Here is a 23,480-nt window from a genome sequence, read left to right on the forward strand (position 1 = left end):
GCGATCATCCCTCCCTGATTTTGGCCAACAAAGTCCCCCCCGGCTCTAGGTGCCAGGCCGCGCATGCGTTAGCATCCACCTCGATATGTATCGGTCTGAAGACCTCTCCAACAATAAAATTCGCACTACTTTGCTAGGGGACCTGGTGATGATGAAAAAATACCTGTCGCGACTCTTGGTCGGTGTCACCGCGCTGGTCGCGGTAACCGCGGCCCAGGCGGGGGCCATCGAAGACGCGGTCAAGCGCGGCACGCTGCGGGTCGGCATGGACCCCACCTACATGCCCTTCGAGATGACCAACAAGCGCGGCGAGATCATCGGCTTCGAGGTCGACATCCTCAAGGCCATGGCCAAGTCCATGGGCGTCAAGCTGGAAACCGTCTCCACCGCCTACGACGGCATCATCCCGGCCCTGCTGACCGACAAGTTCGACATGATTGGCAGCGGCATGACCCTGACCCAGGAACGCAACCTGCGCCTGAACTTCAGCGAACCCTTCATCGTGGTCGGCCAGACCCTGCTGATCCGCAAGGAGCTGGCAGGCGAGATCAAGTCGTACAAGGACCTGAACAACGAGAAGTACCGCATTACCTCCAAGCTCGGTACCACCGGCGAGATGGTCGCCAAGAAGCTGATCAGCAAGGCCAAGTACCACGGCTACGACAACGAGCAGGAAGGTGTGATGGACGTGGTCAACGGCAAGGCCGATGCCTTCGTCTACGACGCGCCGTACAACGTGGTGGCAGTGGACAAGGCCGGTGCCGGCAAGCTGCTGTTCCTCGAGGAGCCCTTCACCTACGAGCCGCTGGCCTTCGGCCTGAAGAAAGGCGACTACGACAGCATCAACTTCATCAACAACTTCTTGCACCAGATCAAGAACGACGGGACCTACGATCGTATCCACGACAAGTGGTTCAAGAACAAGGACTGGCTGAAGGAAATGGAATAAGGCCCAGGCCACAAGCCCGGCTTTATCACCCCGACGCGCAGGCAACCCTGCGCGTTCGTTTTTACGGAAGTACCCGAATTGATCAAGCACAAGAAAGCCCAGTGGCCCTGGCACGGGTTGACCGCGCTGGTTCTGGTGGGGCTGGCGTTCAGCCTTTACCTGGCGACCTCGATGATTTCCTATGAGTGGCGCTGGAACCGCGTCCCTCAGTATTTCGCCTACAAGGCTGAAGAGACCCAGCGCGCTGCCGACTACGGCACGGTCGAAGAGATCGTGGTCAGCGGCGACACCGCGCGCGTGACGCTCAAGGACGAAAGTGGCGGCCAGCAGGTCGTGGAAGTGGACAAGGACAGCGTGTTGCTCAGCCGTGGCGACGATGTCGCCGAAGGCGATGCGATCGGCGTGACCCGCCATTGGGCGGCAGGCCCGCTGGCCTGGGGCCTGTGGACCACCCTGTGGATCTCGGTGGTATCCGGCGCCCTGGGCCTGGTGATCGGCCTGTTCGCCGGGCTGTGCCGGCTGTCGAACAACCCGACCCTGCGCGACCTGTCCACGGTGTATGTCGAATTGGTGCGCGGCACGCCGCTGCTGGTACAGATTTTCATCTTCTACTTCTTCATCGGCACCGTGCTCAACCTGTCCCGGGAATTCGCCGGGGTGGCGGCGCTGGCGCTGTTCACCGGCGCCTACGTGGCGGAGATCGTGCGCGCCGGCGTGCAGTCCATCGCCAAGGGCCAGAACGAGGCGGCGCGCTCGCTGGGGCTCAACGCCAGCCAGTCGATGCGCCATGTGATCCTGCCCCAGGCCTTCAAGCGCGTGTTGCCGCCGCTGGCCGGGCAGTTCATCAGCCTGGTCAAGGACACCTCGCTGGTCTCGGTGATCGCCATCACCGAACTGACCAAGAGCGGCCGCGAGGCCATCACCACCTCGTTCTCGACCTTCGAGATCTGGTTCTGCGTAGCAGGCCTGTACCTGCTGATCAACCTGCCGCTGTCGCACATCGCCAGCCGGCTCGAGCGGAGGCTTGCGCAAAGTGATTGAAGTCCGTGACCTGGTAAAAGTCTTCGACACCCGTGGCCAGGTGGTGCGCGCGGTGGACAACGTCACCACCGGCGTGGCCAAGGGCGAAGTGGTGGTGGTGCTGGGGCCTTCAGGCTCGGGCAAGTCGACCTTCCTGCGCTGCCTCAACGGCCTCGAGGATTTCGATGTGGGGCATGTGTCCATCGACGGCCTGCAACTGGACGACCCGAAGACCGACATCAATGCTTACCGTCGTGAAGTCGGCATGGTGTTCCAGCATTTCAACCTGTTCCCGCACATGACCGTGCTGGAGAACCTGTGCCTGGCCCAGAAGGTGGTACGCAAGCGCAGCAAGGTCGAGCGTGAAGCCAAGGCCAAGGCGCTGCTGGAGAAGGTCGGTATCGGCCAGAAGGCCAACGAGTACCCGTCGCGGTTGTCCGGCGGTCAACAGCAGCGGGTGGCCATCGCCCGGGCCCTGGCGATGGACCCTAAGGTCATGCTGTTCGACGAGCCCACCTCAGCGCTGGACCCGGAGATGGTCGGCGAAGTGCTCGATGTGATGAAGACCTTGGCCCAGGAAGGCATGACCATGGTCTGCGTGACCCACGAGATGGGCTTTGCCCGGGAAGTGGCCGACCGCGTGCTGTTCTTCGACCATGGCAAGTTGCTGGAAGACTCGCCGCCGCAGCAGTTCTTCGCCGCGCCCAAGGACCCGCGGGCTCAGGCGTTCCTGCGTCAGGTGCTGTAACCGCCGGGGCCGCTATGGCGGCCATCGCGGGACAAGCCCGCTCCCACAGGGGCCGCATTTGTACCCTCCTGTGAGAGCGGGCTGTGTGCGATTGGGCTGCGCAGCAGACCTCAGAGCCTGAACCGCCCCACCAGCCCTTGCAGATGCGTCCCCAGTCGCGCCAGCTCGACGGTCGAGCTGGCGGTCTCTTCGCTGGCCGCTGAGGTCTGGTCGGAAATATCTCGCACGTTCATCACGCTGCGGTTGATCTCTTCGGCCGTGGCGCTCTGCTGTTCCGCCGCGGTAGCGATCTGCAGGTTCATCGCCTGGATCGCCGACACGGTGCGGGTGATGGTTTCCAGCGAACTGCCCGCACGGCGGGTCAGCTCGACGCTGCTGTCGGTCAGCGCGCGGCTGCCGTCCATCACGCCAGCGACTCGTTGAGTGCCGTTCTGCAGGCTGGCGATCAGCTCTTCGATCTCCTCGGTGGATTGCTGGGTACGCTGGGCCAGGCTGCGCACCTCGTCGGCCACCACGGCGAAGCCACGGCCGGCCTCGCCAGCGCGGGCTGCTTCGATGGCAGCATTGAGCGCTAGCAGGTTGGTCTGCTGGGCCACCGATTTGATCACGTCCAGCACGCTGCCGATCTTGTCGCTTTCGGCCTTGAGCTGGTTCATGGCTTCGCTGGAGTTGATCACTTCGTTGGCCAGGCGCTCGATCTGGGCGATGGCTTCACCCACCACCCGGTCCCCTTCGCGCGCCTGCTGGTCGGCTGCCAGTGCCGCTTCCGAGGCTTGTTCGGCGTTGCGCGCCACCTCGTGAACCGTGGCGGCCATCTCGTTCATCGCCGTGGCCACCTGGTCGGTCTCGACTTTCTGGTTGTTGACCCCGGCACTCGTCTGCTCGGTGACGGCCGACAGCTGTTCGGCAGCGCTGGCGATCTGGGTGACGCCATCGCCGATACCACCGATCAGCTCGCGCAGCCCCTGGGTCATGCGTTGCATGCTGGCCTGCAGCTGGCCCAGCTCGTCGCGGCGCTGCACCGGCGGCTCCTGGCGCAGGTCACCACTGGCCACGCGTTCGGCGGCGGCGAGGGTCTGGCGCAAGGGCGCGACGATCTGGCGGGTGATCGCCCAGGCGGCCAGCAGGCCGAGCAGCAGTGCCAGGGTAGTGGCCGCGGCCAGGGTCTGCTTGGCCTGGCGGGTGCCGGCATCGCGTACTGCGGTCTGCGAGAGGGTCAGGGCTTGGCTGGTGTTCTTGAGCACAGTGCCTTGCGCGGCCATGTGTTCCAGGGCCTGCTGGCTGGCCGCCATGGCGTCGTCGACCAGGGTGCCGCGGCGTTGGTCGGCCTGCCTGAGCTGGTCGAACGCCTGACGGTACTGGCGCGTGGCTTCGAGTTGCTGCTGCAGGCGCTGTTGGTCGGCCGGCTGTTCGATCTGCCCGAGCATCGCTTGGATCTGCTGCTCCAGGTGCTCGAGGGTCTTCTCGAGCTCGGCGATCGCGGCTTGGTCGTGGCTGGTCTGGTAGTTGAGCCGGGCGATGCGCAGGTCCTGGGTGGTCTCGTAGATCATCGAGATATTGCCCAGCTTGTCACCGCGGTTGGTGACGTTGTCCAGGCTGATCCAGCCGGTCACGGTGATGGCCAGGGTCAAGAGCAATACCAGGCCGAAACCGAAGCCCAACTTGCGATTGACGCTCATATTCCCCAGCGACTGGTTAAACCATCGGTACATGTTCTATTCCCCGGCAACGGAAGCATTTTTGTAATGTTGCCTAGGCCATCGGCCTGTACCGAAGAAACTTGACGGGGCGAACCTGACCCGTCCGTCAGAAAATGCGCGAGAGCAGTGCCGTGACAGCCGTTTCAACACGCAGGATGCGATCGCCCAGTTGTACTGGCGCCAGGCCTGCTTTGCCCAACAGGTCGACTTCGTAGGGGATCCAGCCGCCTTCTGGGCCGATCGCCAAGGTAACCGGCTCGTCGACCGCGCGCGGGCAGGCAGGGTAGAGGCCGGGGTGGCCGACCAGGCCCAGGGTGCCGGAGGCGATGGCCGGCAGGCGGTCTTCGACGAACGGCTTGAAGCGCTTCTCGATGATGACCTCGGGGAGCACGGTGTCGCGCGCCTGCTCAAGGCCCAGGATCAGGTTCTCGCGGATGGCCTCGGGGTGCAGGAAGGGGGTCTGCCAGAAGCTTTTCTCGACCTTGTAGCTGTTGACCAGGATCAGCCGTGGCACGCCCAGGGTGGCGACTGTCTGGAACAGGCGGCGCAGCATCTTGGGGCGCGGTACGGCAAGGATCAGTGTCAACGGCAGCTTGGCTGGTGGCGGCTGGTCGAAGGCGACCTGCAACTCGGCCTCGTGGCCCTCCAGGCGCAGCACGCTGGCCTGGCCCATCAGCCCACCGATACGGCCGACACGCAAGGTGTCGCCCACCGCCACGCGATGGATCTCCTGCATGTGGGTGAAGCGTCGATCGGCCAGGACCACACGGTCGGCCGCGATGAAATCGGCCTCCTCGAGCAACAGCAGGTTCACGATTGGGTCGCTGGCGGTTGGTCGTTGTGGTCGTCCGATGCGCTTTCCTGGGCATGGCTGCGCTTGCGGATCAGGCTGCCGCACAGCACCCCCACCTCGAACAGCATCCACATGGGCACTGCGAGCAGGGTCTGGGAGAAGATGTCCGGGGGCGTCAGGACCATGCCGACCACGAAGCAGCCGATGATCACGTAGGGGCGGATCTTCTTCAGGTACTGCACATCCACCACGCCGATCCACACCAGCAGCACCACGGCCACCGGGATCTCGAAGGCGACGCCGAAGGCGAAGAACAGCGTCATGACGAAGTCCAGGTAGCTGGCGATGTCCGTCATCATCGACACGCCTTCGGGCGTGGCGCTGGCGAAGAAGCCGAAGATCAGCGGGAACACCAGGAAATAGGCGAATGCCATGCCGGCGTAGAACAGCAGGATGCTCGACACCAGCAGCGGGATGGCGATGCGCTTTTCATGGCGATACAGCCCTGGTGCGATGAAGCCCCAGATCTGCTGGAGGATGAACGGGATGGCCAGGAACAGCGAGACGATCATGGTCAGCTTGAACGGCGTCAGGAACGGCGAGGCCACGTCGGTGGCGATCATCGTCGCGTTGGCCGGCAAGTGCGCGCGCAAGGGGGCCGAGACCAAGGTATAGATCTGCTGGGCGAAGGAGAACAGCCCGGCGAAGATCAGGAAGACGGCGGCAACGCAGCGCAGCAGGCGGGTGCGCAGTTCGGTCAGGTGCGAGACCAGCGGCATCGGCTGGTCGGTTTCCGGTCTATCGCTCATGGGGCTCGTGGTGGTTGGGGAGGCTCGGATGGCGTGGCCGGGGCCGCAGGTGTGCTCGCCGTCGGGTTGGCAGGCGCTTCGCTGCTGCTCGGCTGGGCCGGTGGCGTCTGCGGGTTGAGGATGCGCCGGGCCTCCTGCTCCATCGACAGGATGTGCTCGTTGTGCAGCTGGCGGCGGATCTCGTCGGCGCCGATCTCACGCTCGACTTCCATTTTGATGCTGTTGAAGCTGCGCTTGAGCCGGCCGATCCACAGGCCTGCGGTGCGAGCGGCACCGGGCAGGCGCTCGGGGCCGAGCACCAGCAGCGCGACCAGGCCGACGAGCAGCAGCTCGCTGAAGCTGATGCCGAACATGGGTCAGTCTTTCCGCTGCGGCTCTTGGGCCGGTTGGGCCTGGCCTTCGATGGTATGGCCCTGGTTCTGCTGCGCGGTGTTCTGCACGGGCTGGGCGGGTTGGGCCGGCGGCGGGGTCTGCTCGGCTGGCTTGGTCTCTTCTTCGTTCATGGCCTTGCGAAAGCCCTTGATCGATTCGCCCAGGTCGCTGCCCAGGTTTTTCAGCTTCTTGGTGCCGAAGACCAGGACCACGACGACCAGCAGGACGATCCAGTGTTTCCAGTCAAAAATACCCATTTCGTACTCCTGAAAAATGTGGGGCTTAGGGTTAATGCCTGTCAGTTAAGGACGCGGGGCGTTGCACGCCCGTCGCCGGCAAGCCGGCTCCCACAAGTAACGCATCGGCCTCGAGGGCAGCACCGTCCCTGTGGGAGCCGGCTTGCCGGCGATGGGCTGTGTAGCAGCCCCCAGCAATCATTCAGGCAGACGGCTGGCGCGCGGCCTTCTCGTCATGCCCGGAAAGCCCGAAGCGGCGCTCCAGTTCGTCGAGCACCGCCTGCGGATGCTGGCCCAGGGCGCTGAGCATCACCAGGCTATGAAACCACAGGTCGGCGGTTTCATAGATGACATCGCTGTAATCCTGGCTGACGGCGGCATCCTTGGCGGCGATGATGGTTTCCACCGACTCCTCGCCGAGCTTCTCGAGGATCTTGTTCAGGCCCTTGTGGTACAGGCTGGCCACATAGGAGCTGTCTGGCGCCGCCTGCTTGCGTTGCTCCAGCACCTCGGCGAGGCGGTTGAGGGTGTCGCTCATGTCAGTGTCCTGCGCTATAGATGGCATCCGGGTCTTTCAGGACCGGGTCGACGGTTTTCCACTGGCCGTCTTCGAAGACGCGGTAGAAGCAGCTTTCGCGGCCGGTATGGCAGGCGATATGGCCCAGTTGCTCGACCATCAGGATGATCACGTCGGCATCGCAGTCCAGGCGCATCTCGTGCAGCTTCTGCACATGCCCCGACTCCTCGCCCTTGCGCCACAGTTTGCCACGCGAACGCGACCAGTAGATGGCGCGTTGCTCGGCGGCGGTCAGGGCCAGGGATTCGCGGTTCATCCAGGCCATCATCAGTACGCGCCCGGTCTTGTGGTCCTGGGCGATCGCCGGCACCAGGCCCTCGCTGTTCCACTTGATCTCGTCCAGCCAGTCTTTCATCGTCGACTCCAAATCCGGGCCCGCGCCAGTGCCGGGCCCTTTGCGCTAGTGTGCCAGCCAGCTGCGCAGCTGGCTATTGGCGCACGACCAGGTAAAGCCCGGCCGCCAACATCAGCCAGGCCGGCCAGGCGGCCGGGGCGCTGAGGCTGGCGGCACCGGCGGCCAACGTAGCGCCGCCTGCGAGCAGGCCCGCGCCCAGCAGGCGCAGGGCCCAGCGGTCACCCTGGCGACGGCGCTCGGGCATCTGCGGGTCGTGCAGGTGCGGTTGCGACAGGCGTTCGAGCAGGTCGCGGGTCATGTCGGCCAGGTGTGGCAGTTGCTCCACCTGGCTCTGCAGGTTGCCGAACACCGCCTTGGGGCTCATGCGCTCGCGCATCCAGCGCTCCAGGTACGGCTTGGCGGTGCTCCACAGGTCCAGGTCGGGGTACAGCTGGCGGCCCAGGCCTTCGATGTTGAGCAGGGTCTTCTGCAGCAGCACCAGTTGCGGCTGGACTTCCATGTTGAAGCGCCGGGCGGTCTGGAACAGGCGCATCAGCACCTGGCCGAAGGAGATGTCCTTGAGCGGCTTTTCGAAGATCGGCTCGCACACCGTGCGGATCGCCGCCTCGAACTCGTTGACCTTGGTCTGCGCCGGCACCCAGCCGGAGTCGATGTGCAACTGGGCGACGCGGCGGTAGTCACGCTTGAAGAAGGCGATCAGGTTGCGCGCCAGGTAGTCCTGGTCCTCGGCGGTGAGGCTGCCGACGATGCCGCAGTCGATGGCGATGTACTGCGGGCTCCACGGCTTGACGGTGCTGACGAAGATGTTGCCCGGGTGCATGTCGGCATGGAAGAAGCTGTCGCGGAACACCTGGGTGAAGAAGATCTCCACACCGCGCTCGGCCAATAGCTTCATGTCGGTGCGCTGGTCGGCCAGGGTGGCCAGGTCGGTGACCGGCACGCCATAGATACGCTCCATCACCAGCACCTTGGGGCGGCACCAGTCCCAGTACACCTGGGGCACGTACATCAGGTCCGAGCCTTCGAAGTTGCGGCGCAACTGGCTGGCGTTGGCCGCCTCGCGCAGCAGGTCGAGCTCGTCGTAGATGGTCTTCTCGTAGTCGCTGACCACTTCGACCGGGTGCAGGCGGCGCGCGTCGGCGGACACCCGCTCGGCGCCCTTGGCAATCAGGAACAACCAGGCCAGGTCCTGGGCGATCACAGGCTTGAGGCCCGGGCGTACCACCTTGACCACGACCTCTTCGCCGCTCTTGAGGCGTGCGGCATGCACCTGGGCCACCGAGGCCGAGGCCAGCGGCTCGACGTCGAAACGGCTGAACACCTCGCCGACCTTGGCGCCAAGTTGTTCCTCGATCAGTGCCACGGCTTTCTTCGGGTCGAAGGGCGGCACCCGGTCCTGCAGCAGCATCAGCTCATCGGCGATGTCGGTGGGCAGCAGGTCGCGGCGGGTGGACAGCAACTGGCCGAACTTGATGAAGATCGGCCCCAGGTCTTGCAGGGCCATGCGCAGGCGCGCGCCGCGGCTGAGCGCGGATGGCTTGCGCGGCAGCCAGCGCCAGGGCAGCAGCAGGCGCAGGCTCATCAGCCACCAGGGCAGGGGAAGGTCGAACAGCAGGTCATCGAGGCGGTAGCGGATCACGACGCGCTGGATGCGCAACAGACGGCGGACGGCGAGCAGCTTCATGCGTTATCGCTGGTATCAAGGGATCGGGTGAGGCGGCTAATGCGCGCCTCGAGGCGTTCGATATCGACCTTCAGGGCATCGAGCTCGCTGAAGGCCGCTTCGGCTTCGCGCCGGCCGACCAGGGTGCGGGATTCTTCGGCCAGGTACTCGGAGAGGTTCTGGCTGAAGCGTGACAGGCCCTGGCGGGACCAGCGGGCGCGCAGGCGAATGTGCCCGGCGACCAGTGCGGTGGCCACGGGGCCGAGCCAGCGCGACAGCTCGTACTCCCAGTCCAGTTCCAGGTCTTGCAGCACGCCGACCAAGTCCAACAGCACGGCGCTGTCGCCGTGCAGCTCGACCTGCGGGCTGTGCAGCACGGCGGTCTTGTCCTTGGCCAAGGCCAGCTGGGCCAGGCTGCCGGCCGGCGCACGCAGGGTGCAGTCGACCTCGCCCTCCCAATGGGCGGCGAGCATCAGGCCTTCGTCGTCGGGCAGGATGAACAGCTGCAGGGCCGGCTGCAGGCAGTCGATCTCGACCACCTTGCCCTCGAGCGCAGCCAGGCGCGGCAGGGCCGTGCTGTCCATGCGCAGCACGCGGTTGAGCCCGTGCTCGACGCTGGCGAGCAGGCCGGCCAGGAACATCAGGGCTTGATTCCCCGGTGCACGGCGACTATGCCGCTGGTCATGTTGTGGTAGGTGACGCGGTCGAAGCCGGCGTCGACCATCATGGCCTTGAGGGTTTCCTGATCCGGGTGCATGCGGATCGATTCGGCCAGGTAGCGGTAGCTTTCCGAGTCGTTGGTGATCAGCTTGCCGGCCAGGGGCATGAAGGCGAACGAGTAGGCGTCGTAGGCCTTGGACATGAGCTTGTTGGTCGGCTTGGAGAACTCCAGCACCAGCAGGCGGCCACCGGGCTTGAGCACGCGCAGCATGGAGCGGATAGCGTCTTCCTTGTGGGTGACGTTGCGCAGGCCGAAGGCGATGGTCACGCAGTCGAAGTGGTTGTCCGGGAACGGCAGCTTCTCGGCGTCGGCCTGGACGAACTCGATGTTGCCCGCCACGCCGCGATCGAGCAAACGGTCGCGGCCGACCTTGAGCATCGACTCGTTGATGTCGGCCAGCACCACTTGGCCGGTAGGGCCGACCAGGCGCGAGAACTTGGCGGCCAGATCGCCCGTGCCGCCGGCGATATCCAGCACCCGGTTACCGCTGCGCACGCCGGACAGCTCGATGGTGAAGCGCTTCCACAACCGGTGCATGCCACCGGAAAGGACGTCGTTCATCAGGTCGTACTTGGCGGCTACGGAGTGGAACACCTCGGCGACTTTCTTCGCCTTCTGGCTCTCGGGTACGTTCTGGTAGCCGAAATGGGTGGTGGGTTCGGCGTGGTCGCCTTTGCGCTGGTCGTTCATATCGCTTCACCGGAAAAAATTACCGCCATTCTAGGGGCATCGGGCCAATTTGTCTTGGCGGGGTGCTCCGTTGGATGGGCACGGGCATAATGCGTTCATTGTGTTGATATCCAGGACTACCCGCATGACCCAGATCAGCGTTGAACGCAAGCACTCCCTCGGCCGTGAAGCCGCGCGCGCCAAGGCCGAGGCGCTGGTGGAGCGCCTGACCCGCGAATACGACCTCAAGGCCAACTGGCAGGGCGACCGCGTCGACGTGTCACGCAGCGGCGCCAACGGCAGCGTGCATATCGGCGAGGACACCATCCGCGTGGAGCTCAAGCTCGGCATGATGCTGTCGATGATGAGCGGCTCGATCAAGGGCGAGATCGAGCGGGCGCTGGACAAAGCGCTGGCCTGATCGTCGCTGCCGGTCGATCAAGATACAGGGCCGCTGCGCGTCCCATCGCCGGCAAGCCGGCTCCCACCTGCCTTGCGCTGTTTCAGAGACACCGCTGTACCTGTGGGGGCTGGCTTGCCAGCGATCGGGCCGGGGCAAGCACCCCAAGGCAGTTGCCCCTGCAGCGTGCGCCTTCCTTTACTTAGGGTGAGGATTCTAATTTTCCTCCCTACCTTATGCTCGAGCCCGCATCCAATGGGCACATGTCCCTTCATGAGCATGAGGTGCCGAACATGGCCAACGTGAACGTTAGGAAAAAAGACGACGCCCCAGGCAGCACCCTGGGCGAGGTGCGCGGCTATGCGCGCAGGATCTGGCTGGCAGGCCTGGGTGCCTATGCCCGCGTTGGCCAGGAAGGCTCGGATTACTTCAAGGAGCTGGTCAAGGCCGGTGAAGGTATCGAGAAGCGTGGCAAGAAGCGGCTCGGCGAACAGCTCGATGCCGCTAACAATCCGATCGACGAAGCGACCGAGGAAGTCGGCCGCGTACGCGGCAAGGTCGAAGTTCAACTGGACAAGATCGAAAAAGCTTTCGATGCACGGGTCGTCCGCGCCTTGAATCGCCTTGGCATTGCGTCTAAACATGACGTTGAGGCGCTGTCCATCAAACTCGAACAGCTGACCGAGTTGCTCGAGCGTGTCGCGCGCAAACCATAAGGAGAGCAGGATGGCTGGCAAGAAGAACACTGAAAAAGAAGGCGGCTCGTGGGTAGGCGGGATCGAGAAGTACTCGCGAAAGATCTGGCTGGCGGGCCTGGGCATCTATTCCAAGATCGACCAGGACGGCCCCAAGCTGTTCGACTCGTTGGTCAAGGATGGCGAGAAGGCTGAAAAGCAGGCGAAGAAAAGTGCCGGGGCAGCTGCCGACACCGCCAAGTCCGCGACGTCCTCGCGGGTATCGGATGTCAAGGAGCGCGCGCTGGGCAAATGGAGCGAACTGGAGGAGGCCTTCGACAAGCGCCTGAACAGCGCCATTTCGCGCCTGGGTGTGCCGAGCCGCAATGAGATCAAGGCCCTGCACCAACAGGTCGATAGCCTGACCAAGCAGATCGAGAAACTGACTGGCGCTTCGGTGGCCCCGGTTTCGAAGGCTGCGACCAGCAAGTCCACCGCCAAGCCGCTGGCCAAGGCGGCGGCCAAACCGGCGGCGAAAGCTGCGGCGGCCAAGCCTGCGACCAAAGCTGCGGCGAGCAAGCCGGCTGCGGCCAAGCCGGCGGCGAAAACCGCTGCTGCCAAGCCTGCGGCCAAGGCGCCCGCAACCAAGGCTACAGCCGCAAAACCAGCTGCCAAACCCGCTGCGAAGAAACCTGCCGTGAAGAAGGCTCCGGCAAAACCTGCTGCGGCGAAGGCGGCCCCGGCCGTCAACGCAGCGCCGGCAGCGACGCCAACCGCAAGTGCGGCACCGTCCAGCAGCACCCCGGCGGCACCGGCCACTCCGGCTTCCCAGGCCTGATACCGCGTCGCCTGCATCGCCGGGCAAGCCCGCTCCCAATGGGGTACACCACCGCCCCTGTGGGAGCGGGCTTGTCCCGCGATTGCTGCAGCCTGGACGACGCAAGGCCCGCAGCCTTACCCTTGCAGGTACTTCTCCGCCAGCTGCTGCGCCGCCTCCCGCGCCGGCCCTACCAAATGGGGTGCCACCAGCATCATCACCTGGTATACGACGATCCCCACATCCCCCTGCCGCCCCAGCACCCGCTGATAATCCAGCGAGAACATCAATGTCAGGGTGATCTGCTCCACCAGTTGCCCCAGCGCCTGTGTCTCGCTGGACACCTGCCCGTGGGCCTTTAGGCTGGCCAGCAGGGCGGCAAGGGTGCGTTTGAGGGCATTGATCAGGCTGCGCATGTTCCGGGCCAGCTTCGGCAACCGCCCGGCCAGATTGGAGAGGTCCTGGAACAGAAACCGGTAGCGGGCCATCTGCTCGACGATCAGGTGCAGGAACAACCAGTAGTCCTCGGCGTCCAGGCGTACCCCCACGGGTGGGTCGAGCAGTGGCATGAGCCCTTCCTCGAAACGCTCGAACAACCCCAGCACCAACGGCTCCTTGCCATGGAAGTGGTAGTACAGGTTCCCCGGGCTGATACCCAGCTCGTTGGCGATTTCCAAGGTCGAGACGTTCGGTTCGCCCTGCTGGTTGAACAGCAGCAGGGCGCATTCGAGGATCCGCTCGCGGGTCTTCATTCGCTCAACGCGTCCGTACGTAGCTGCCCGGCGCCGGGCCCAGCGGTGGGTAGGTGGCATTGCCCAGCTCGCTGCGCGGCACCTTCAGGCGCCCGGAGCGCTGGCCGATCCAGGCCTGCCAGTGCGGCCACCAGCTGCCTTCGTGGCGCGTGGCATCGTGCATCCAGGCGCGCGGGTCGCTGGAAAGCGTCGGGTTCTCCAGGAAGAAAGCCTTGGGGTTGCCGGGCGGGTTGATGATGCTCTGGATATGGCCACTGTTGGCCAGCACGAAGCGGCGATCGCCTCCGAGCAGCAGGGCCGAGCGGTAGACTGCGTCCCACGGCGTGATGTGGTCGTTGTTGCCGGCGACGGTGAAGCTGTCCAGGTCGACCTGCCCCAGGTCGATGGGCGTGCCGCACACTTCCAGCCCTTGCGGTTGGGTCAGCGGGTTGAGCTTGAAGAAGTCCAGCAGCTCGCCGTGGAAGGCGGCGGGCAAGCGGGTGTTGTCGGCGTTCCAGTAGAGGATGTCGAACGCCGGGGGCGTGCGGCCAAGCAGGTAGTTGTTGACCCAGTAGTTCCAGATCAGGTCGTTGGGCCGCATCCAGGCGAAGATGCGCGCCACCTCGCCGCCGTCCAACACGCCACGCTGATAGGAGCGACGCTTGGAGGCCTCGATGGTCTGTTCGTCGGCGAACAGGCTGGCGGGGCTGTCGAACTGGCTGTCCAGCAGGCTCACCAGGTAGGTGGCGCTGCGCACCCGGCGCAGCTGACGCTTGGCCTGCAGGTGGCCCAGCAGCGCGGCCATGGTCAGCCCGCCGGCACAGGCGCCCATCAGGTTCGGGTCGCGGCTGCCGGTGATGCTGCGGCAGGCCGCGAGCGCCTCCTCCAGCGCCTGCACATAGCTCGACAGCCCCCACTCACGGTGGCGCGGGTCAGGGTTGCGCCAGCTGACCATGAACACCTGCAGGCCGCTCTTGAGCATGTACTGGACGAAGCTGTTGGTCGGGCCCAGGTCGAAGATATAGAACTTGTTGATCTGCGGCGGGATGACCAACAGCGGCCGGGCGTACTGTTTCTCGCTCATCGGTCGGTACTGGATCAGCTCCAGCAGCTCGTTGCGAAACACCACCGCACCGGGTGTAGTCGCCAGGTTGACGCCAACCTCGAAAGCGCGCTCATCCACCTGGCGCGGCAGGCCATCATTGTGGCGCAGGTCGTCGACCAGGTGGGCCAGGCCACGGACCAGGCTCTGCCCGCCGGTGTTGAACAACTCCTTGACCGCCAACGGATTGAGCAACGAATTGCTCGGCGCCAGGGCATCGTTGAGCAGGTTGAACAGGAAATGCACCCGGGCACGCTCGTCGTCCTCCAGCGAGCTTTCCTCGATCCATTGGCGGGTCTGCTTCTGCCAGGCGAGGTAGGCTTGCAGGCCGCGGCGATAGAAGGGGTTCTGGCTCCAGGTCGGGTCGCTGAAGCGGTTGTCGCGCGGGTGTGGCTGGTGCGGCGTCTCGCCGAGCATCACCCGCCCCAGCTCGCTGCCCAGGGCCAGCAGGTGGTGCGCGGTGTGCAACGGGTTGCCCAGGCTCAGGCGACCGACATTGCGCAGCGTGGAGAACAGGTCACGACCGCGCAGACCGGTGATCGCGTTCTGTACGTTGATACTCGCAGCCGGGGCCGGTCTTGTCCCTTTTGCCGGTTTGTCTTTCATCCCTCACTCCGTCGTCAGCGATCATCCAGGTTCGTATCGAGGCGTCATGGGTTGTCAGCCTCCGGGGCGAGGGTGCATCACGGCGCGTTGGCGTTCCTGCTGGAGGAATTTCATGATGATCGGCGCGACCGCCTCGGCCCGTGTAATCAGGAACAGGTGCCCGTCGTCGATAATGTGTAGCTGGGCATTGGGAATTCGCCAGGCCAGCAGGCGCATGTTGATCAGCGGGATCAACGGGTCGTCGTCGCCGGCCAGCACCAGGGTCGGCTGATGGAGCTTGTGCAGCCAGTGGATGCTGGTCCAGCCCAGGCCCGCGAACAGTTGCCAGTAGTAGCCGGTCTTGCCGCTGGAACGCACCTTGGCCGCATGATGCAGGGCCAGGTCCGGATCGCGGCGGAAACCGCCACCGTAGACCTGCGCTGCAATGCGCAACACGTGAGACGGTTGTACATAGCGCCGGGGGCTGGCCATGGCCCACAACACCTTGGGCTTGCCGGGCACCATGAAAGCCCCGGCAGCGGTGGCGGCGAGGATCAGCTTCTTGCAGCGCTCGGGGTAGTCATGGGCGAACTGCTGGGCCAGGCCCCCGCCCCAGGAAACCCCGATGACATTGACCTGGCCGTAGTCCAGGTAGTCGAGCATGCGCGCGGTCAGCTTGGCCAGGCCGGGAAAGCGATACGGGCGGCTGGGCGTGGAAGAACCCCCGACACCGGGCACATCGAAGGCGATGACTTCGATGTCCGGGTCCAGTGCCTCGATGAGCGGAAAGATCAGCTCCATGTTGGCGCCGATGCCGTTGAAGATCAGCAGCGGCGTCAGCTCTGGCTTGCCTGGGCGGACTGCGGTGCGGATGGACTGGTTGTCCAGCTCGACGGTCCTGAATATGTACGGTTGCGGCATGCACGAAACTCTAGGTGGATAAGTCGCTCTGTCATCGTATCAAATGGCCATGATCGAGGTGGCCTATCGTTCGTGCACATAAGTGCCTGGCGCCGACTCGCCAGCGCTGTAGGTGCGATTGCCCAGGCGTGTAGGGGCTTTCTTGAGATCGCCCGCGCGCTCGCCCAGCCAGGCCTGCCAGTGCAGCCACCAGGAATCGGCATGCTTGATCGCGTTGTCCTGCCAGGCCACCGGGTCGTCCGGGCGGTCCTCGCCGGTCATGAAGCGGGCCTTCGGGTTGCCGGGCGGGTTGAGGATGCTCTGGATATGCCCGCTGTTGGACAGCACGAACTCGATCTTGCCGCCGAACAGGTGGGCCGAGCGGTAGCAGGACTGCCACGGCGTGATGTGATCGGCCGTGCCGGCGACACTGTAGATATCGCACTGGACCTTCTTCAGGTCGATGGACGTGCCGCACACTTCCAGTGCGTCGGCGCGGGTCAGGGGGTTGTTCTTGAACATTTCGATCAGGTCGCCGTGGAAGGCGGCCGGCAGGCGCGTGGTGTCGTTGTTCCAGAACAGGATGTCGAACACCGGCGGCTCGTTGCCGAGCAAGTAGTTGTTGACCCAGTAATTCCAGATCAGGTCGTTGGGGCGCATCCAGGCGAATACCTTGGCCATGTCGCTGCCTTCGAGCACACCTGCCTGGTAGGAGTGGCGCTTGGCGGCCTCGAGGGTCTGCTCGTCGACGAACAGCGCGACCTGGTTGTCCAGGGTGGTATCGAGCACGCTGACCAGCAAGGTGAGGGCATTGACCTTGTTCTCGCCCAGCGCGGCGTAATGGCCGACCAGGGCGGTGCAGGTAATGCCCCCCGAGCAGGCGCCCAGCATGTTCAGGTCCTTGCTGCCGGTGATCGCCAGCACTGCGTCCACCGCTTCCTTGAGGGCATCGATATAGGTCGACAGGCCCCACTCGCGCTGGGCCTTGGTCGGGTTGCGCCAACTGATGATGAAGGTCTGCTGGTTGGAGCGCAGGCAGAAGCGCGTCAGGCTCTTCTCCGGGCTCAGGTCGAAGACATAGAACTTGTTGATCTGCGGCGGCACGATCAGCAGCGGGCGGGCGTGCACCTGCTCGGTAATGGGGCTGTACTGGATCAGCTCCAGCACATCGTTGCGGTAGACCACCACCCCTTCGCTGGTGGCCAGGTTCTTGCCGACTTCGAAGGCCTCCATGTTCACCTGGCTGGGCATGCCGCCGTTGTTGACCATGTCCTTGGCCAGGTTGGACAGGCCATCGAGCAGGCTCTTGCCGCCGGTTTCGAAGAAGCGCTTGACCGCCGCTGGGTTGGCCAGGGTATTGGTGGGTGCCATCGCCTCGGTCATCAGGTTGATGACGAACTGCCCGCGGCTGACGTCCTGGGGCGACAGGTCGCTGTTGCCGATCCAGTCCTGCAGTTCATTGCGCCAGGCCAGGTAGGTCTGCAGGTAGCGGCGGTACAAGGGGTTGTGGCTCCAGGCGGGGTCGCTGAAGCGACGGTCGTCGCTGCCTGGCTGCAGGCTGGACTTGCCCAGCAGTACGTTCTTCAGTTCCAGGCCGAAATGCGCCACGTGCTTGGCGCTGTGCAAGGGCTGGCGAACCGCCTGGCGCAATACGGTGCGCGCCGAACTCAACAGGTCCTTGCGGCGAATGCCGATGACCGGGTTCAGGCCCAGGGTGTTTGCCGAGGCCTGCCGCTGCAACTCATCGTTGTTCTTACTCATCTACGACGCTCCGTTGTCCTGAGACGAGTACCGGTTGGCTGTGGCGGGTACACAGACGACTGCCCGGTACTGCTCGGGTGACCAAGTGATAAGAAACAGCGGTTGCGGACCGGATGCGTGTGGCGACGGCGGCGGGTTTTCCTGCGGGTGAAGACAGCCTGCTTTCGCTCGCGACCTCTACATACCGGCCCGGCCCTGACCGCGCGATGGACGATGCAGGGAACTTGCCAGCTCCATTGGTTACCCGACTTTCATGTCTTGCGCAAGACAGCCTGTCATTGGCAGGTGTAGGGGCATTCAAGCAGATGACTTTAGAAAATGCGCTCTAAATCCCGCAGGGCTTGCGCTAGAGCATCAGCTTGACCACGGACTGCGACGGGTCGCGAGATTTGCCGGCCTTGTGCAGGTCATCGAGATATTCCGCCCACAGTTCTTCTTGGCGCAGGCACAGCTGCTCGAGGTACTCCCAGGTGAACAGGCCGCTGTCATGGCCGTCGTCGAAGGTCAGTTTCAGTGCGTACTGGCCGGCAGGCTCGAGGCCGACGAGGCCGACGTTGATCTTGCCGTATTGCAGGATCGGGTTGCCGTGGCCCTGGACCTCGGCGGAGGGGGAGTGCACCCGCAGGAATTCCGCGGGCAGGTGGTAGACCTCGTTCGGCCCGTAGGTGAGGGTGAGGGTCTTGGAGGCTTTGTGCAGGTTGATGGCAGTGGGGAGGCGGGCCATGGGCAGGATCTCTCGTGAGCTGATGATGCAAGCTTCCAGAGATTCGGACCATTGTGCAATGGGGCTGCTGTGCAGCCCAATCGCCGGGAAGCCGGCGCCCACAAGATTGCGGGGGGTGCCGGCGTTGCGGCGATTGGGGCGCGAGGCGGCCCCCGACGGTGGTTCAGGATGTAGCGCGCCAGGTCTTCGTTCTGCGCCAGTTCGCCCAGGTGGCTGTTCACGTACGCGGCATCGATCTGGATCGGTGCTTCGTCATGGGCGCTGGCCAGGTCGCCGGCACTGAACGACACCTCTTCGAGCAGGCGCTCGAGCAGGGTGTGCAGGCGACGGGCACCGATGTTCTCGGTCTTCTCGTTGACCTGGTAGGCGATCTCGGCCAGGCGCTTGATGCCGTCGGCGGCGAACGCGATGTTCAGGCCTTCGGTCTTGAGCAGCTCACGGTACTGTTCGGTCAGCGAAGCGTGCGGCTCCTGCAGGATGCGCTCGAAATCTTCCGGGGTCAGCGCCTTGAGTTCGACGCGGATCGGCAGGCGGCCCTGCAGTTCAGGCACCAGGTCGCTCGGCTTGCTCAGGTGGAATGCACCGGAAGCGATGAACAGGATGTGATCGGTCTTGACCATGCCCAGCTTGGTGTTGACGGTGCAGCCTTCGATCAGCGGCAGCAGGTCGCGCTGGACGCCTTCGCGGGACACATCGGCGCCGCCGACATTGCCGCGCTTGGCCACCTTGTCGATCTCGTCGATGAACACGATGCCGTGCTGCTCGACGGCTTCCAGGGCCTTGGCCTTGAGCTCTTCCTCGTTGACCAGGCGGCTGGCTTCCTCGTCACGGACCATCTTCAGCGCTTCCTTGACCTTGAGCTTGCGCGCCTTGCGCTTGCCCTTGCCCATGTTGGCAAACAGGCTCTGCAGCTGGTTGGTCATTTCTTCCATGCCAGGCGGTGCGGCGATCTCGACGCCCATGGACTCGGCCACTTCGATCTCGATTTCCTTGTCGTCCAGCTGGCCTTCACGCAGACGCTTGCGGAACAACTGGCGGGTGTTGGAATCGGTGCTCGGCTGCGAGGCTTCCTCGGCGAAGCTGCTGACCCGGGCCTGGGGCAGCAGGGCGTCGAGGATGCGATCCTCGGCGGCGTCTTCGGCACGGTGGCGCACGCGGATGATCTCCTGCTCGCGCAGCATCTTCAGGGCGGCATCGGCCAGGTCGCGGATGATCGACTCGACATCGCGGCCGACGTAGCCGACTTCGGTGAACTTGGTCGCCTCGACCTTGATGAACGGCGCATTGGCCAGCTTGGCCAGGCGGCGGGCGATTTCGGTCTTGCCCACGCCGGTGGGGCCGATCATCAGGATGTTCTTGGGCGTGACTTCGGCGCGCAGCTCGGCCGGCAGCTGCATGCGGCGCCAGCGGTTGCGCAGGGCGATGGCCACGGCGCGCTTGGCGTCGTCCTGGCCGATGATGTGGCGGTTGAGTTCGTGGACGATCTCGCGGGGGGTCATGGACATGATCAAAAGGGTCCTCGAGCGGAATGAGTCAGCGTGGGAAGGCCCTGCCGCCGGGGCAGGGCGCCAGAACAGCTGATCACTCGGCCAGGTCCTGCTCCTCGATGGTCAGGTTGTGGTTGGTGAACACGCAGATATCGCCGGCGATGTTCAGGGCGGTCTCGGCAATTTCACGGGCCGAGAGGTCGGTCTTGTTCAGCAGGGCGCGGGCTGCGGCCTGGGCGTAGGCGCCGCCGGAGCCCATGGCGATCAGGCCGTCCTCGGGCTCGACCACGTCACCATTGCCGGTGATGATCAGCGAGGCGTCCTTGTTGGCCACGGCGAGCATGGCCTCCAGGCGGCTCAGGGAGCGGTCGGTACGCCATTCCTTGGCCAGTTCGACGGCGGCGCGGATCAGGTGGCCCTGGTGTTTTTCCAACTGCCCTTCGAAGCGCTCGAACAGGGTGAAGGCGTCGGCAGTGGCACCGGCGAAGCCGGCGATCACCTGGCCGTGGTACAGGCGGCGGACTTTCTTCGCATTGCCTTTCATCACGGTGTTGCCGAGGGAAACCTGGCCGTCGCCGCCCATGACGACTTTGCCGTGGCGGCGAACTGAAACGATGGTAGTCAAGGGAGAGTCTCCACGCAGCGGGGCGAAAATGCCTGTTGCAGACTCATATGGGGGTGGGGGGAAGGATTTCAACCGTAGGGGATAAACGGTTGCGATGGATTTCAGGGGGTGCACCCCCTGTGTAGGAGCGGCCTCGTGCCGCGAAAGGGCTGCGTAGCAGCCCCAGGATCTTTGCATGATGCATGCATTGCCGGGGCCGCTTTGCGGCCCTTTCGCGGCACAAGGCCGCTCCTACAAGGTCACCGCTCAGGCCTCGTGGCAAACGTGCCCGTCGACCAAGGTATAACGCACCGCGCCTGGCAGGCAGTGGCCAATGAACGGGCAGTTCTCGCCACGCGAATACCATTGCTCGCCAGCGACCGTGGAGGCCTGTGGGTCGAACAGCACCAGGTCCGCCGCCGCACCGACCTTCAGCTCGCCCGCCGGCAGGCGCATGGCCGCGGCCGGGCCGCTGGTCAGGCGGGCCAACAAGGTCGGCAGGTCGAGCAGGCCGTCCTGCACCAGGGTCATGGCCAGCGGCAGCAGCAGCTCGACGCTGCTGATGCCAGGCTCGGTGGCGCCGAACGGCGCCAGCTTAGCGTCGCGCTCGTGGGGCTGGTGATGGCTGGAGACCGCCTGGATCACACCCGATTTGACGGCCTCGCGCAGGCCGTCGCGGTCGGCGGCGGTGCGCAGTGGAGGCTGTACGTGATAGAGGCTGGAGAAGTCGCGCAGCGTCTCATCGGTGAGAATCAGCTGATACAGCGCCACATCGGCGGTAACCGGCAGGCCCAGCTGCTGGGCCTGGGCGATCAGCCGCGCGCCACGGGCGCTGGTGATCTGGCTGAAGTGCGCCCGCACGCCCGTCTGCTCGACCAGCAGCAGGTTGCGCGCCAGGGCCACGGTCTCGGCGGTCTCGGGGATACCCGGCAAGCCGAGGAAACTGGCCATCGGGCCTTCATGGGCCAAGCCGCCCTGGGCCAGGTCGCGGTCCTGGGAGTGGAAGACCACGGTCAGGTCGAACGTGGCGGCATATTCCAGTGCACGGGCCAGGGTGCGGTTGTTGGGGATTTCCTTCAGGCCGTTGCCGAAGGCCACGCAGCCGGTATCGCGCAGGGCGACCAGTTCGGCCAGTTGCTCGCCTTCCAGGCCCTTGGTCAGCGCGCCGATCGGGTAGACCTTGCTGTTGGCCGCTTCCCGCGCGCGGTCGAGGATCAGTTCGGCGACTGCCGAGGTGTCCAGCACCGGTTTGGTTTGCGGCGGGCAGCACAGGCTGGTGACGCCACCGGCGACCGCGGCGCGGGTCTCGCTGGCGATGTTGCCCTTGCGGCTGTAGCCCGGCTCGCGCAGGGAGACGCCGAGATCGACCAGGCCTGGGGCTGCTACCAAACCCTCGGCCTGGATCGTGCGGGTGGCGTTGAAGCCGGCAGGCGCTGCGCCGATCGCGACGATACGACCGCCGTCCAGGTGCAGGTCGGTGACTTGGTCCAGGCCGCTGCTGGGGTCGATGACCCGGGCGCCAAGAATGCTGATGCTCACAGGGCGTTCTCCTGGTCGAGTTGACGTTGCGCGGCCTGGCCGCTCATGGCCATGGACAATACCGCCATGCGCACGGCGATACCGTAGGTGACCTGGTTGAGGATCACCGAATGGGCGCCGTCGGCCACCGCCGACTCGATCTCCACGCCACGGTTGATCGGGCCCGGGTGCATGACGATGGCGTCGGGCTTGGCACCGGCCAGGCGCGTGGTGGTCAGGCCGAACAGGCGGTAGAACTCGCCTTCGCTGGGCAGCAGGCCGCCGGCCATGCGCTCACGCTGCAGGCGCAGCATGATGACCACGTCGACGTCCTTCAGGCCCTGGGCCAGGTCGGTATAGACCTTGACGCCATACTGCTCGATGCCGACGGGGATCAAGGTCTTCGGGCCGATCACGCGGATATCCGGACAGCCCAGCGCTTTCAGCGCCAGCATGTCGGAACGGGCCACGCGCGAATGCAGGATGTCGCCGACGATGGCCACCGAAAGGTTCTCGAAGCTGCCCTTGTGACGACGGATGGTCAGCATGTCGAGCATGCCCTGGGTCGGGTGCGCATGGCGGCCGTCGCCGCCGTTGATCACGGCCACGTCGGGGCAGACATGCTCGGCGATGAAGTGCGCGGCGCCGGAGTCGGAGTGGCGCACGACGAACATGTCGGCGGCCATGGCCTCCAGGTTGCGCAGGGTGTCGAACAGGGTCTCGCCCTTGCTGGTCGAGGAGGTCGATACGTTCAGGCTGATCACATCGGCCGACAGGCGCTGAGCGGCCAGTTCGAAGGTGGTGCGGGTGCGGGTCGAGTTCTCGAAGAACACGTTGCACACGGTCTTGCCGCGCAGCAACGGGACTTTTTTCACGGCCCGGGCACCGACCTCCAGGAAGGAGTCGGCGGTGTCGAGGATCTCGGTCAGCAGTTCGCGGGGCAAACCGTCGAGCGAGAGGAAGTGGCGCAGCTGGCCCTGATCATTGAGCTGCAGCGGGCGCTTGGCGTCGAATGGCGTCATCGCGGGGGACTCTTAAAGGGCGGAAGCGGTGGCGAGGTCCTGGCGCTCGAGGGCGAGCGGTGCGGGTCCGGTCAATTTTACCCGCTCATGGGGCGCCAGTGACAAGGTGGCGCCGAGCACGTTGGGGCGTATCGGCAGTTCGCCGGCGTCCAGGTCCAACAGGCAGGCCAGGGTGACACTGGCGGGCCGGCCGTAGTCGAACAGTTCGTTGAGCGCAGCGCGGATGGTGCGCCCGCTCATCAGCACGTCGTCCACCAGCACCAGATGCTGGCCTTCGACCTCGAAGGGCAGCTCCGAGGGGCGCACCTGCGGATGCAGGCCGTTCTGGCTGAAGTCGTCACGGTAGAAGGAGACGTCCAGCGTGCCCAGCGCGCTGCTGTCGCCCAGCTCTTGCTGCAAGGCCTGGGCTACCCACACACCGCCGGTGCGGATGCCGATGAAACGTGGCTCGGTGATGGCACGGCGGGCCAGGTGGGCGCGAAGGTCGACGGCCATCTGCCGGATCAGGTCGGCGGGGTTGGGTAGGCTCATTGCGTGCTCCTC

Annotated in this window: 25 protein-coding genes and 1 pseudogene; 6 read left to right on the forward strand and 20 right to left on the reverse strand. The window is 64.9% G+C overall.

Translation table 11 applies throughout. The features are described from left to right. Window positions 1–151: 151 nt before the first annotated feature. The 3 genes from ACNFG0_RS02205 to ACNFG0_RS02215 all read left to right on the forward strand — a co-directional run bounded on the left by ACNFG0_RS02205 (window position 152) and on the right by ACNFG0_RS02215 (window position 2,717). Window positions 152–949 carry a transporter substrate-binding domain-containing protein gene (locus tag ACNFG0_RS02205; RefSeq protein WP_084854293.1) on the forward strand — a complete coding sequence of 266 codons (798 nt, stop codon included), beginning with the start codon at window positions 152–154 and terminating at the stop codon, window positions 947–949. A 78-nt stretch (window positions 950–1,027) separates the two neighbouring features. Next, window positions 1,028–1,990, forward strand: a complete 963-nt coding sequence (locus ACNFG0_RS02210; RefSeq protein WP_196145993.1) for an amino acid ABC transporter permease — start codon at window positions 1,028–1,030, stop codon at window positions 1,988–1,990. Beyond that, the gene (locus ACNFG0_RS02215; protein WP_196146001.1) at window positions 1,983–2,717 is read left to right on the forward strand and encodes an amino acid ABC transporter ATP-binding protein; all 735 of its coding nucleotides are present in this window, start codon (window positions 1,983–1,985) and stop codon (window positions 2,715–2,717) included. The genes ACNFG0_RS02210 and ACNFG0_RS02215 overlap by 8 nt, the downstream gene beginning before the upstream one ends. A gap of 110 nt (window positions 2,718–2,827) precedes the next feature. Here the strand turns inward: ACNFG0_RS02215 and ACNFG0_RS02220 are convergent, their stop codons facing one another. The 10 genes from ACNFG0_RS02220 to ubiE form a co-directional block, all read right to left on the reverse strand. Then, window positions 2,828–4,429, reverse strand: a complete 1,602-nt coding sequence (locus tag ACNFG0_RS02220; RefSeq protein ID WP_416763927.1) for a methyl-accepting chemotaxis protein — start codon at window positions 4,427–4,429, stop codon at window positions 2,828–2,830. Window positions 4,430–4,523: 94 nt separating this feature from the next. Next, entirely contained in the window at window positions 4,524–5,231 is a 708-nt protein-coding gene (locus tag ACNFG0_RS02225; RefSeq protein ID WP_416763928.1) for a 16S rRNA (uracil(1498)-N(3))-methyltransferase, read from the reverse strand. Continuing rightward, window positions 5,228–6,019, reverse strand: a complete 792-nt coding sequence (tatC, locus tag ACNFG0_RS02230; RefSeq protein ID WP_416763929.1) for a twin-arginine translocase subunit TatC — start codon at window positions 6,017–6,019, stop codon at window positions 5,228–5,230. The genes ACNFG0_RS02225 and tatC overlap by 4 nt, the downstream gene beginning before the upstream one ends. Continuing rightward, window positions 6,016–6,372: a Sec-independent protein translocase protein TatB gene (gene tatB, locus ACNFG0_RS02235; protein ID WP_196145989.1), complete on the reverse strand. Its 357-nt coding sequence runs from the start codon at window positions 6,370–6,372 to the stop codon at window positions 6,016–6,018. Before tatB ends, tatC begins: the two co-directional genes overlap by 4 nt. A 3-nt stretch (window positions 6,373–6,375) precedes the next feature. Beyond that, on the reverse strand, window positions 6,376–6,648 hold the full coding sequence (locus tag ACNFG0_RS02240) for a twin-arginine translocase TatA/TatE family subunit (RefSeq protein ID WP_196145988.1): 273 nt from the start codon (window positions 6,646–6,648) through the stop codon (window positions 6,376–6,378). Between the two features lie 181 nt (window positions 6,649–6,829). Beyond that, window positions 6,830–7,165 (reverse strand): phosphoribosyl-ATP diphosphatase, encoded by a 336-nt coding sequence (locus tag ACNFG0_RS02245; RefSeq protein WP_084853982.1) that lies wholly within the window; start codon window positions 7,163–7,165, stop codon window positions 6,830–6,832. 1 nt (window position 7,166) lies between these two features. Then, the gene (gene hisI / locus ACNFG0_RS02250; RefSeq protein WP_013974544.1) at window positions 7,167–7,559 is read right to left on the reverse strand and encodes a phosphoribosyl-AMP cyclohydrolase; all 393 of its coding nucleotides are present in this window, start codon (window positions 7,557–7,559) and stop codon (window positions 7,167–7,169) included. A gap of 73 nt (window positions 7,560–7,632) precedes the next feature. Beyond that, window positions 7,633–9,243: a ubiquinone biosynthesis regulatory protein kinase UbiB gene (gene ubiB, locus ACNFG0_RS02255; protein WP_196155198.1), complete on the reverse strand. Its 1,611-nt coding sequence runs from the start codon at window positions 9,241–9,243 to the stop codon at window positions 7,633–7,635. Next, a complete protein-coding gene (locus tag ACNFG0_RS02260) occupies window positions 9,240–9,863 on the reverse strand; it encodes a ubiquinone biosynthesis accessory factor UbiJ (protein WP_416763930.1) in 624 nt (207 codons plus the stop codon). The genes ubiB and ACNFG0_RS02260 overlap by 4 nt, the downstream gene beginning before the upstream one ends. Further along, window positions 9,863–10,633, reverse strand: coding sequence for a bifunctional demethylmenaquinone methyltransferase/2-methoxy-6-polyprenyl-1,4-benzoquinol methylase UbiE (gene ubiE, locus ACNFG0_RS02265; protein ID WP_196145985.1), 771 nt, complete (start codon window positions 10,631–10,633; stop codon window positions 9,863–9,865). The genes ACNFG0_RS02260 and ubiE overlap by 1 nt, the downstream gene beginning before the upstream one ends. A gap of 124 nt (window positions 10,634–10,757) precedes the next feature. Here ubiE and ACNFG0_RS02270 point away from each other — a divergent pair, with 124 nt between their 5' ends. From ACNFG0_RS02270 to ACNFG0_RS02280, 3 genes are all read left to right on the forward strand, one after another. Next, window positions 10,758–11,033 (forward strand): polyhydroxyalkanoic acid system family protein, encoded by a 276-nt coding sequence (locus ACNFG0_RS02270; RefSeq protein ID WP_196145984.1) that lies wholly within the window; start codon window positions 10,758–10,760, stop codon window positions 11,031–11,033. Between the two features lie 272 nt (window positions 11,034–11,305). Then, complete coding sequence (locus tag ACNFG0_RS02275; RefSeq protein WP_416763931.1) at window positions 11,306–11,728, forward strand: phasin family protein; 423 nt, start codon at window positions 11,306–11,308, stop codon at window positions 11,726–11,728. A 10-nt stretch (window positions 11,729–11,738) separates the two neighbouring features. Next, window positions 11,739–12,524 carry a phasin family protein gene (locus tag ACNFG0_RS02280; RefSeq protein WP_196145982.1) on the forward strand — a complete coding sequence of 262 codons (786 nt, stop codon included), beginning with the start codon at window positions 11,739–11,741 and terminating at the stop codon, window positions 12,522–12,524. 116 nt (window positions 12,525–12,640) lie between these two features. On the opposite strand, the gene ACNFG0_RS02285 is transcribed toward ACNFG0_RS02280, so the two are convergent. From ACNFG0_RS02285 to pyrR, 10 genes and pseudogenes are all read right to left on the reverse strand, one after another. Further along, complete coding sequence (locus ACNFG0_RS02285) at window positions 12,641–13,255, reverse strand: TetR/AcrR family transcriptional regulator (RefSeq protein ID WP_196145981.1); 615 nt, start codon at window positions 13,253–13,255, stop codon at window positions 12,641–12,643. 4 nt (window positions 13,256–13,259) lie between these two features. Beyond that, window positions 13,260–14,942, reverse strand: coding sequence for a class II poly(R)-hydroxyalkanoic acid synthase (phaC, locus tag ACNFG0_RS02290; RefSeq protein ID WP_416763932.1), 1,683 nt, complete (start codon window positions 14,940–14,942; stop codon window positions 13,260–13,262). Window positions 14,943–14,996: 54 nt separating this feature from the next. Continuing rightward, window positions 14,997–15,842 (reverse strand): poly(3-hydroxyalkanoate) depolymerase, encoded by an 846-nt coding sequence (phaZ, locus tag ACNFG0_RS02295; protein ID WP_196145979.1) that lies wholly within the window; start codon window positions 15,840–15,842, stop codon window positions 14,997–14,999. Between the two features lie 63 nt (window positions 15,843–15,905). Then, window positions 15,906–17,582, reverse strand: a complete 1,677-nt coding sequence (gene phaC / locus ACNFG0_RS02300; RefSeq protein ID WP_416763933.1) for a class II poly(R)-hydroxyalkanoic acid synthase — start codon at window positions 17,580–17,582, stop codon at window positions 15,906–15,908. A 346-nt stretch (window positions 17,583–17,928) separates the two neighbouring features. Beyond that, window positions 17,929–18,306, reverse strand: coding sequence for a gamma-butyrobetaine hydroxylase-like domain-containing protein (locus ACNFG0_RS02305; RefSeq protein ID WP_196145977.1), 378 nt, complete (start codon window positions 18,304–18,306; stop codon window positions 17,929–17,931). A gap of 164 nt (window positions 18,307–18,470) precedes the next feature. Beyond that, window positions 18,471–19,811 (reverse strand): annotated as a pseudogene (gene hslU / locus ACNFG0_RS02310) (ATP-dependent protease ATPase subunit HslU); the annotation flags it as partial. Between the two features lie 76 nt (window positions 19,812–19,887). Next, window positions 19,888–20,418, reverse strand: a complete 531-nt coding sequence (hslV, locus tag ACNFG0_RS02315) for an ATP-dependent protease subunit HslV (protein ID WP_043207181.1) — start codon at window positions 20,416–20,418, stop codon at window positions 19,888–19,890. A 246-nt stretch (window positions 20,419–20,664) separates the two neighbouring features. Then, window positions 20,665–21,936 (reverse strand): dihydroorotase, encoded by a 1,272-nt coding sequence (locus tag ACNFG0_RS02320; protein WP_416763934.1) that lies wholly within the window; start codon window positions 21,934–21,936, stop codon window positions 20,665–20,667. Next, a complete protein-coding gene (locus ACNFG0_RS02325) occupies window positions 21,933–22,937 on the reverse strand; it encodes an aspartate carbamoyltransferase catalytic subunit (protein ID WP_196166362.1) in 1,005 nt (334 codons plus the stop codon). Before ACNFG0_RS02325 ends, ACNFG0_RS02320 begins: the two co-directional genes overlap by 4 nt. 12 nt (window positions 22,938–22,949) lie before the next feature. Continuing rightward, window positions 22,950–23,468 carry a bifunctional pyr operon transcriptional regulator/uracil phosphoribosyltransferase PyrR gene (gene pyrR / locus ACNFG0_RS02330; protein ID WP_196145973.1) on the reverse strand — a complete coding sequence of 173 codons (519 nt, stop codon included), beginning with the start codon at window positions 23,466–23,468 and terminating at the stop codon, window positions 22,950–22,952. Between the last annotated feature and the right edge of the window lie 12 nt (window positions 23,469–23,480).

This window comes from Pseudomonas sp. NY15372 (genome assembly GCF_048068215.1).
GTDB classification, from domain to species: domain Bacteria; phylum Pseudomonadota; class Gammaproteobacteria; order Pseudomonadales; family Pseudomonadaceae; genus Aquipseudomonas; species Aquipseudomonas guariconensis_A.

Excerpts from the sequence above, each read along its gene's own strand:
- ACNFG0_RS02245 (WP_084853982.1), bottom strand. The coding sequence starts at position 7,165 with ATGAGCGACACCCTCAACCGCCTCGCCGAGGTGCTGGAGCAACGCAAG.
- pyrR (WP_196145973.1), bottom strand. The coding sequence starts at position 23,468 with ATGAGCCTACCCAACCCCGCCGACCTGATCCGGCAGATGGCCGTCGAC.
- ACNFG0_RS02260 (WP_416763930.1), bottom strand. The coding sequence starts at position 9,863 with ATGTTCCTGGCCGGCCTGCTCGCCAGCGTCGAGCACGGGCTCAACCGC.
- phaC (WP_416763932.1), bottom strand. The coding sequence starts at position 14,942 with ATGAAAGACAAACCGGCAAAAGGGACAAGACCGGCCCCGGCTGCGAGT.
- ubiB (WP_196155198.1), bottom strand. The coding sequence starts at position 9,243 with ATGAAGCTGCTCGCCGTCCGCCGTCTGTTGCGCATCCAGCGCGTCGTG.
- ACNFG0_RS02240 (WP_196145988.1), bottom strand. The coding sequence starts at position 6,648 with ATGGGTATTTTTGACTGGAAACACTGGATCGTCCTGCTGGTCGTCGTG.
- hisI (WP_013974544.1), bottom strand. The coding sequence starts at position 7,559 with ATGAAAGACTGGCTGGACGAGATCAAGTGGAACAGCGAGGGCCTGGTG.
- ACNFG0_RS02270 (WP_196145984.1), top strand. The coding sequence starts at position 10,758 with ATGACCCAGATCAGCGTTGAACGCAAGCACTCCCTCGGCCGTGAAGCC.
- ACNFG0_RS02280 (WP_196145982.1), top strand. The coding sequence starts at position 11,739 with ATGGCTGGCAAGAAGAACACTGAAAAAGAAGGCGGCTCGTGGGTAGGC.
- ACNFG0_RS02285 (WP_196145981.1), bottom strand. The coding sequence starts at position 13,255 with ATGAAGACCCGCGAGCGGATCCTCGAATGCGCCCTGCTGCTGTTCAAC.
- ACNFG0_RS02325 (WP_196166362.1), bottom strand. The coding sequence starts at position 22,937 with ATGACGCCATTCGACGCCAAGCGCCCGCTGCAGCTCAATGATCAGGGC.
- ubiE (WP_196145985.1), bottom strand. The coding sequence starts at position 10,633 with ATGAACGACCAGCGCAAAGGCGACCACGCCGAACCCACCACCCATTTC.
- phaZ (WP_196145979.1), bottom strand. The coding sequence starts at position 15,842 with ATGCCGCAACCGTACATATTCAGGACCGTCGAGCTGGACAACCAGTCC.
- ACNFG0_RS02205 (WP_084854293.1), top strand. The coding sequence starts at position 152 with ATGAAAAAATACCTGTCGCGACTCTTGGTCGGTGTCACCGCGCTGGTC.
- ACNFG0_RS02305 (WP_196145977.1), bottom strand. The coding sequence starts at position 18,306 with ATGGCCCGCCTCCCCACTGCCATCAACCTGCACAAAGCCTCCAAGACC.
- tatB (WP_196145989.1), bottom strand. The coding sequence starts at position 6,372 with ATGTTCGGCATCAGCTTCAGCGAGCTGCTGCTCGTCGGCCTGGTCGCG.
- ACNFG0_RS02275 (WP_416763931.1), top strand. The coding sequence starts at position 11,306 with ATGGCCAACGTGAACGTTAGGAAAAAAGACGACGCCCCAGGCAGCACC.
- phaC (WP_416763933.1), bottom strand. The coding sequence starts at position 17,582 with ATGAGTAAGAACAACGATGAGTTGCAGCGGCAGGCCTCGGCAAACACC.
- ACNFG0_RS02220 (WP_416763927.1), bottom strand. The coding sequence starts at position 4,429 with ATGTACCGATGGTTTAACCAGTCGCTGGGGAATATGAGCGTCAATCGC.
- tatC (WP_416763929.1), bottom strand. The coding sequence starts at position 6,019 with ATGAGCGATAGACCGGAAACCGACCAGCCGATGCCGCTGGTCTCGCAC.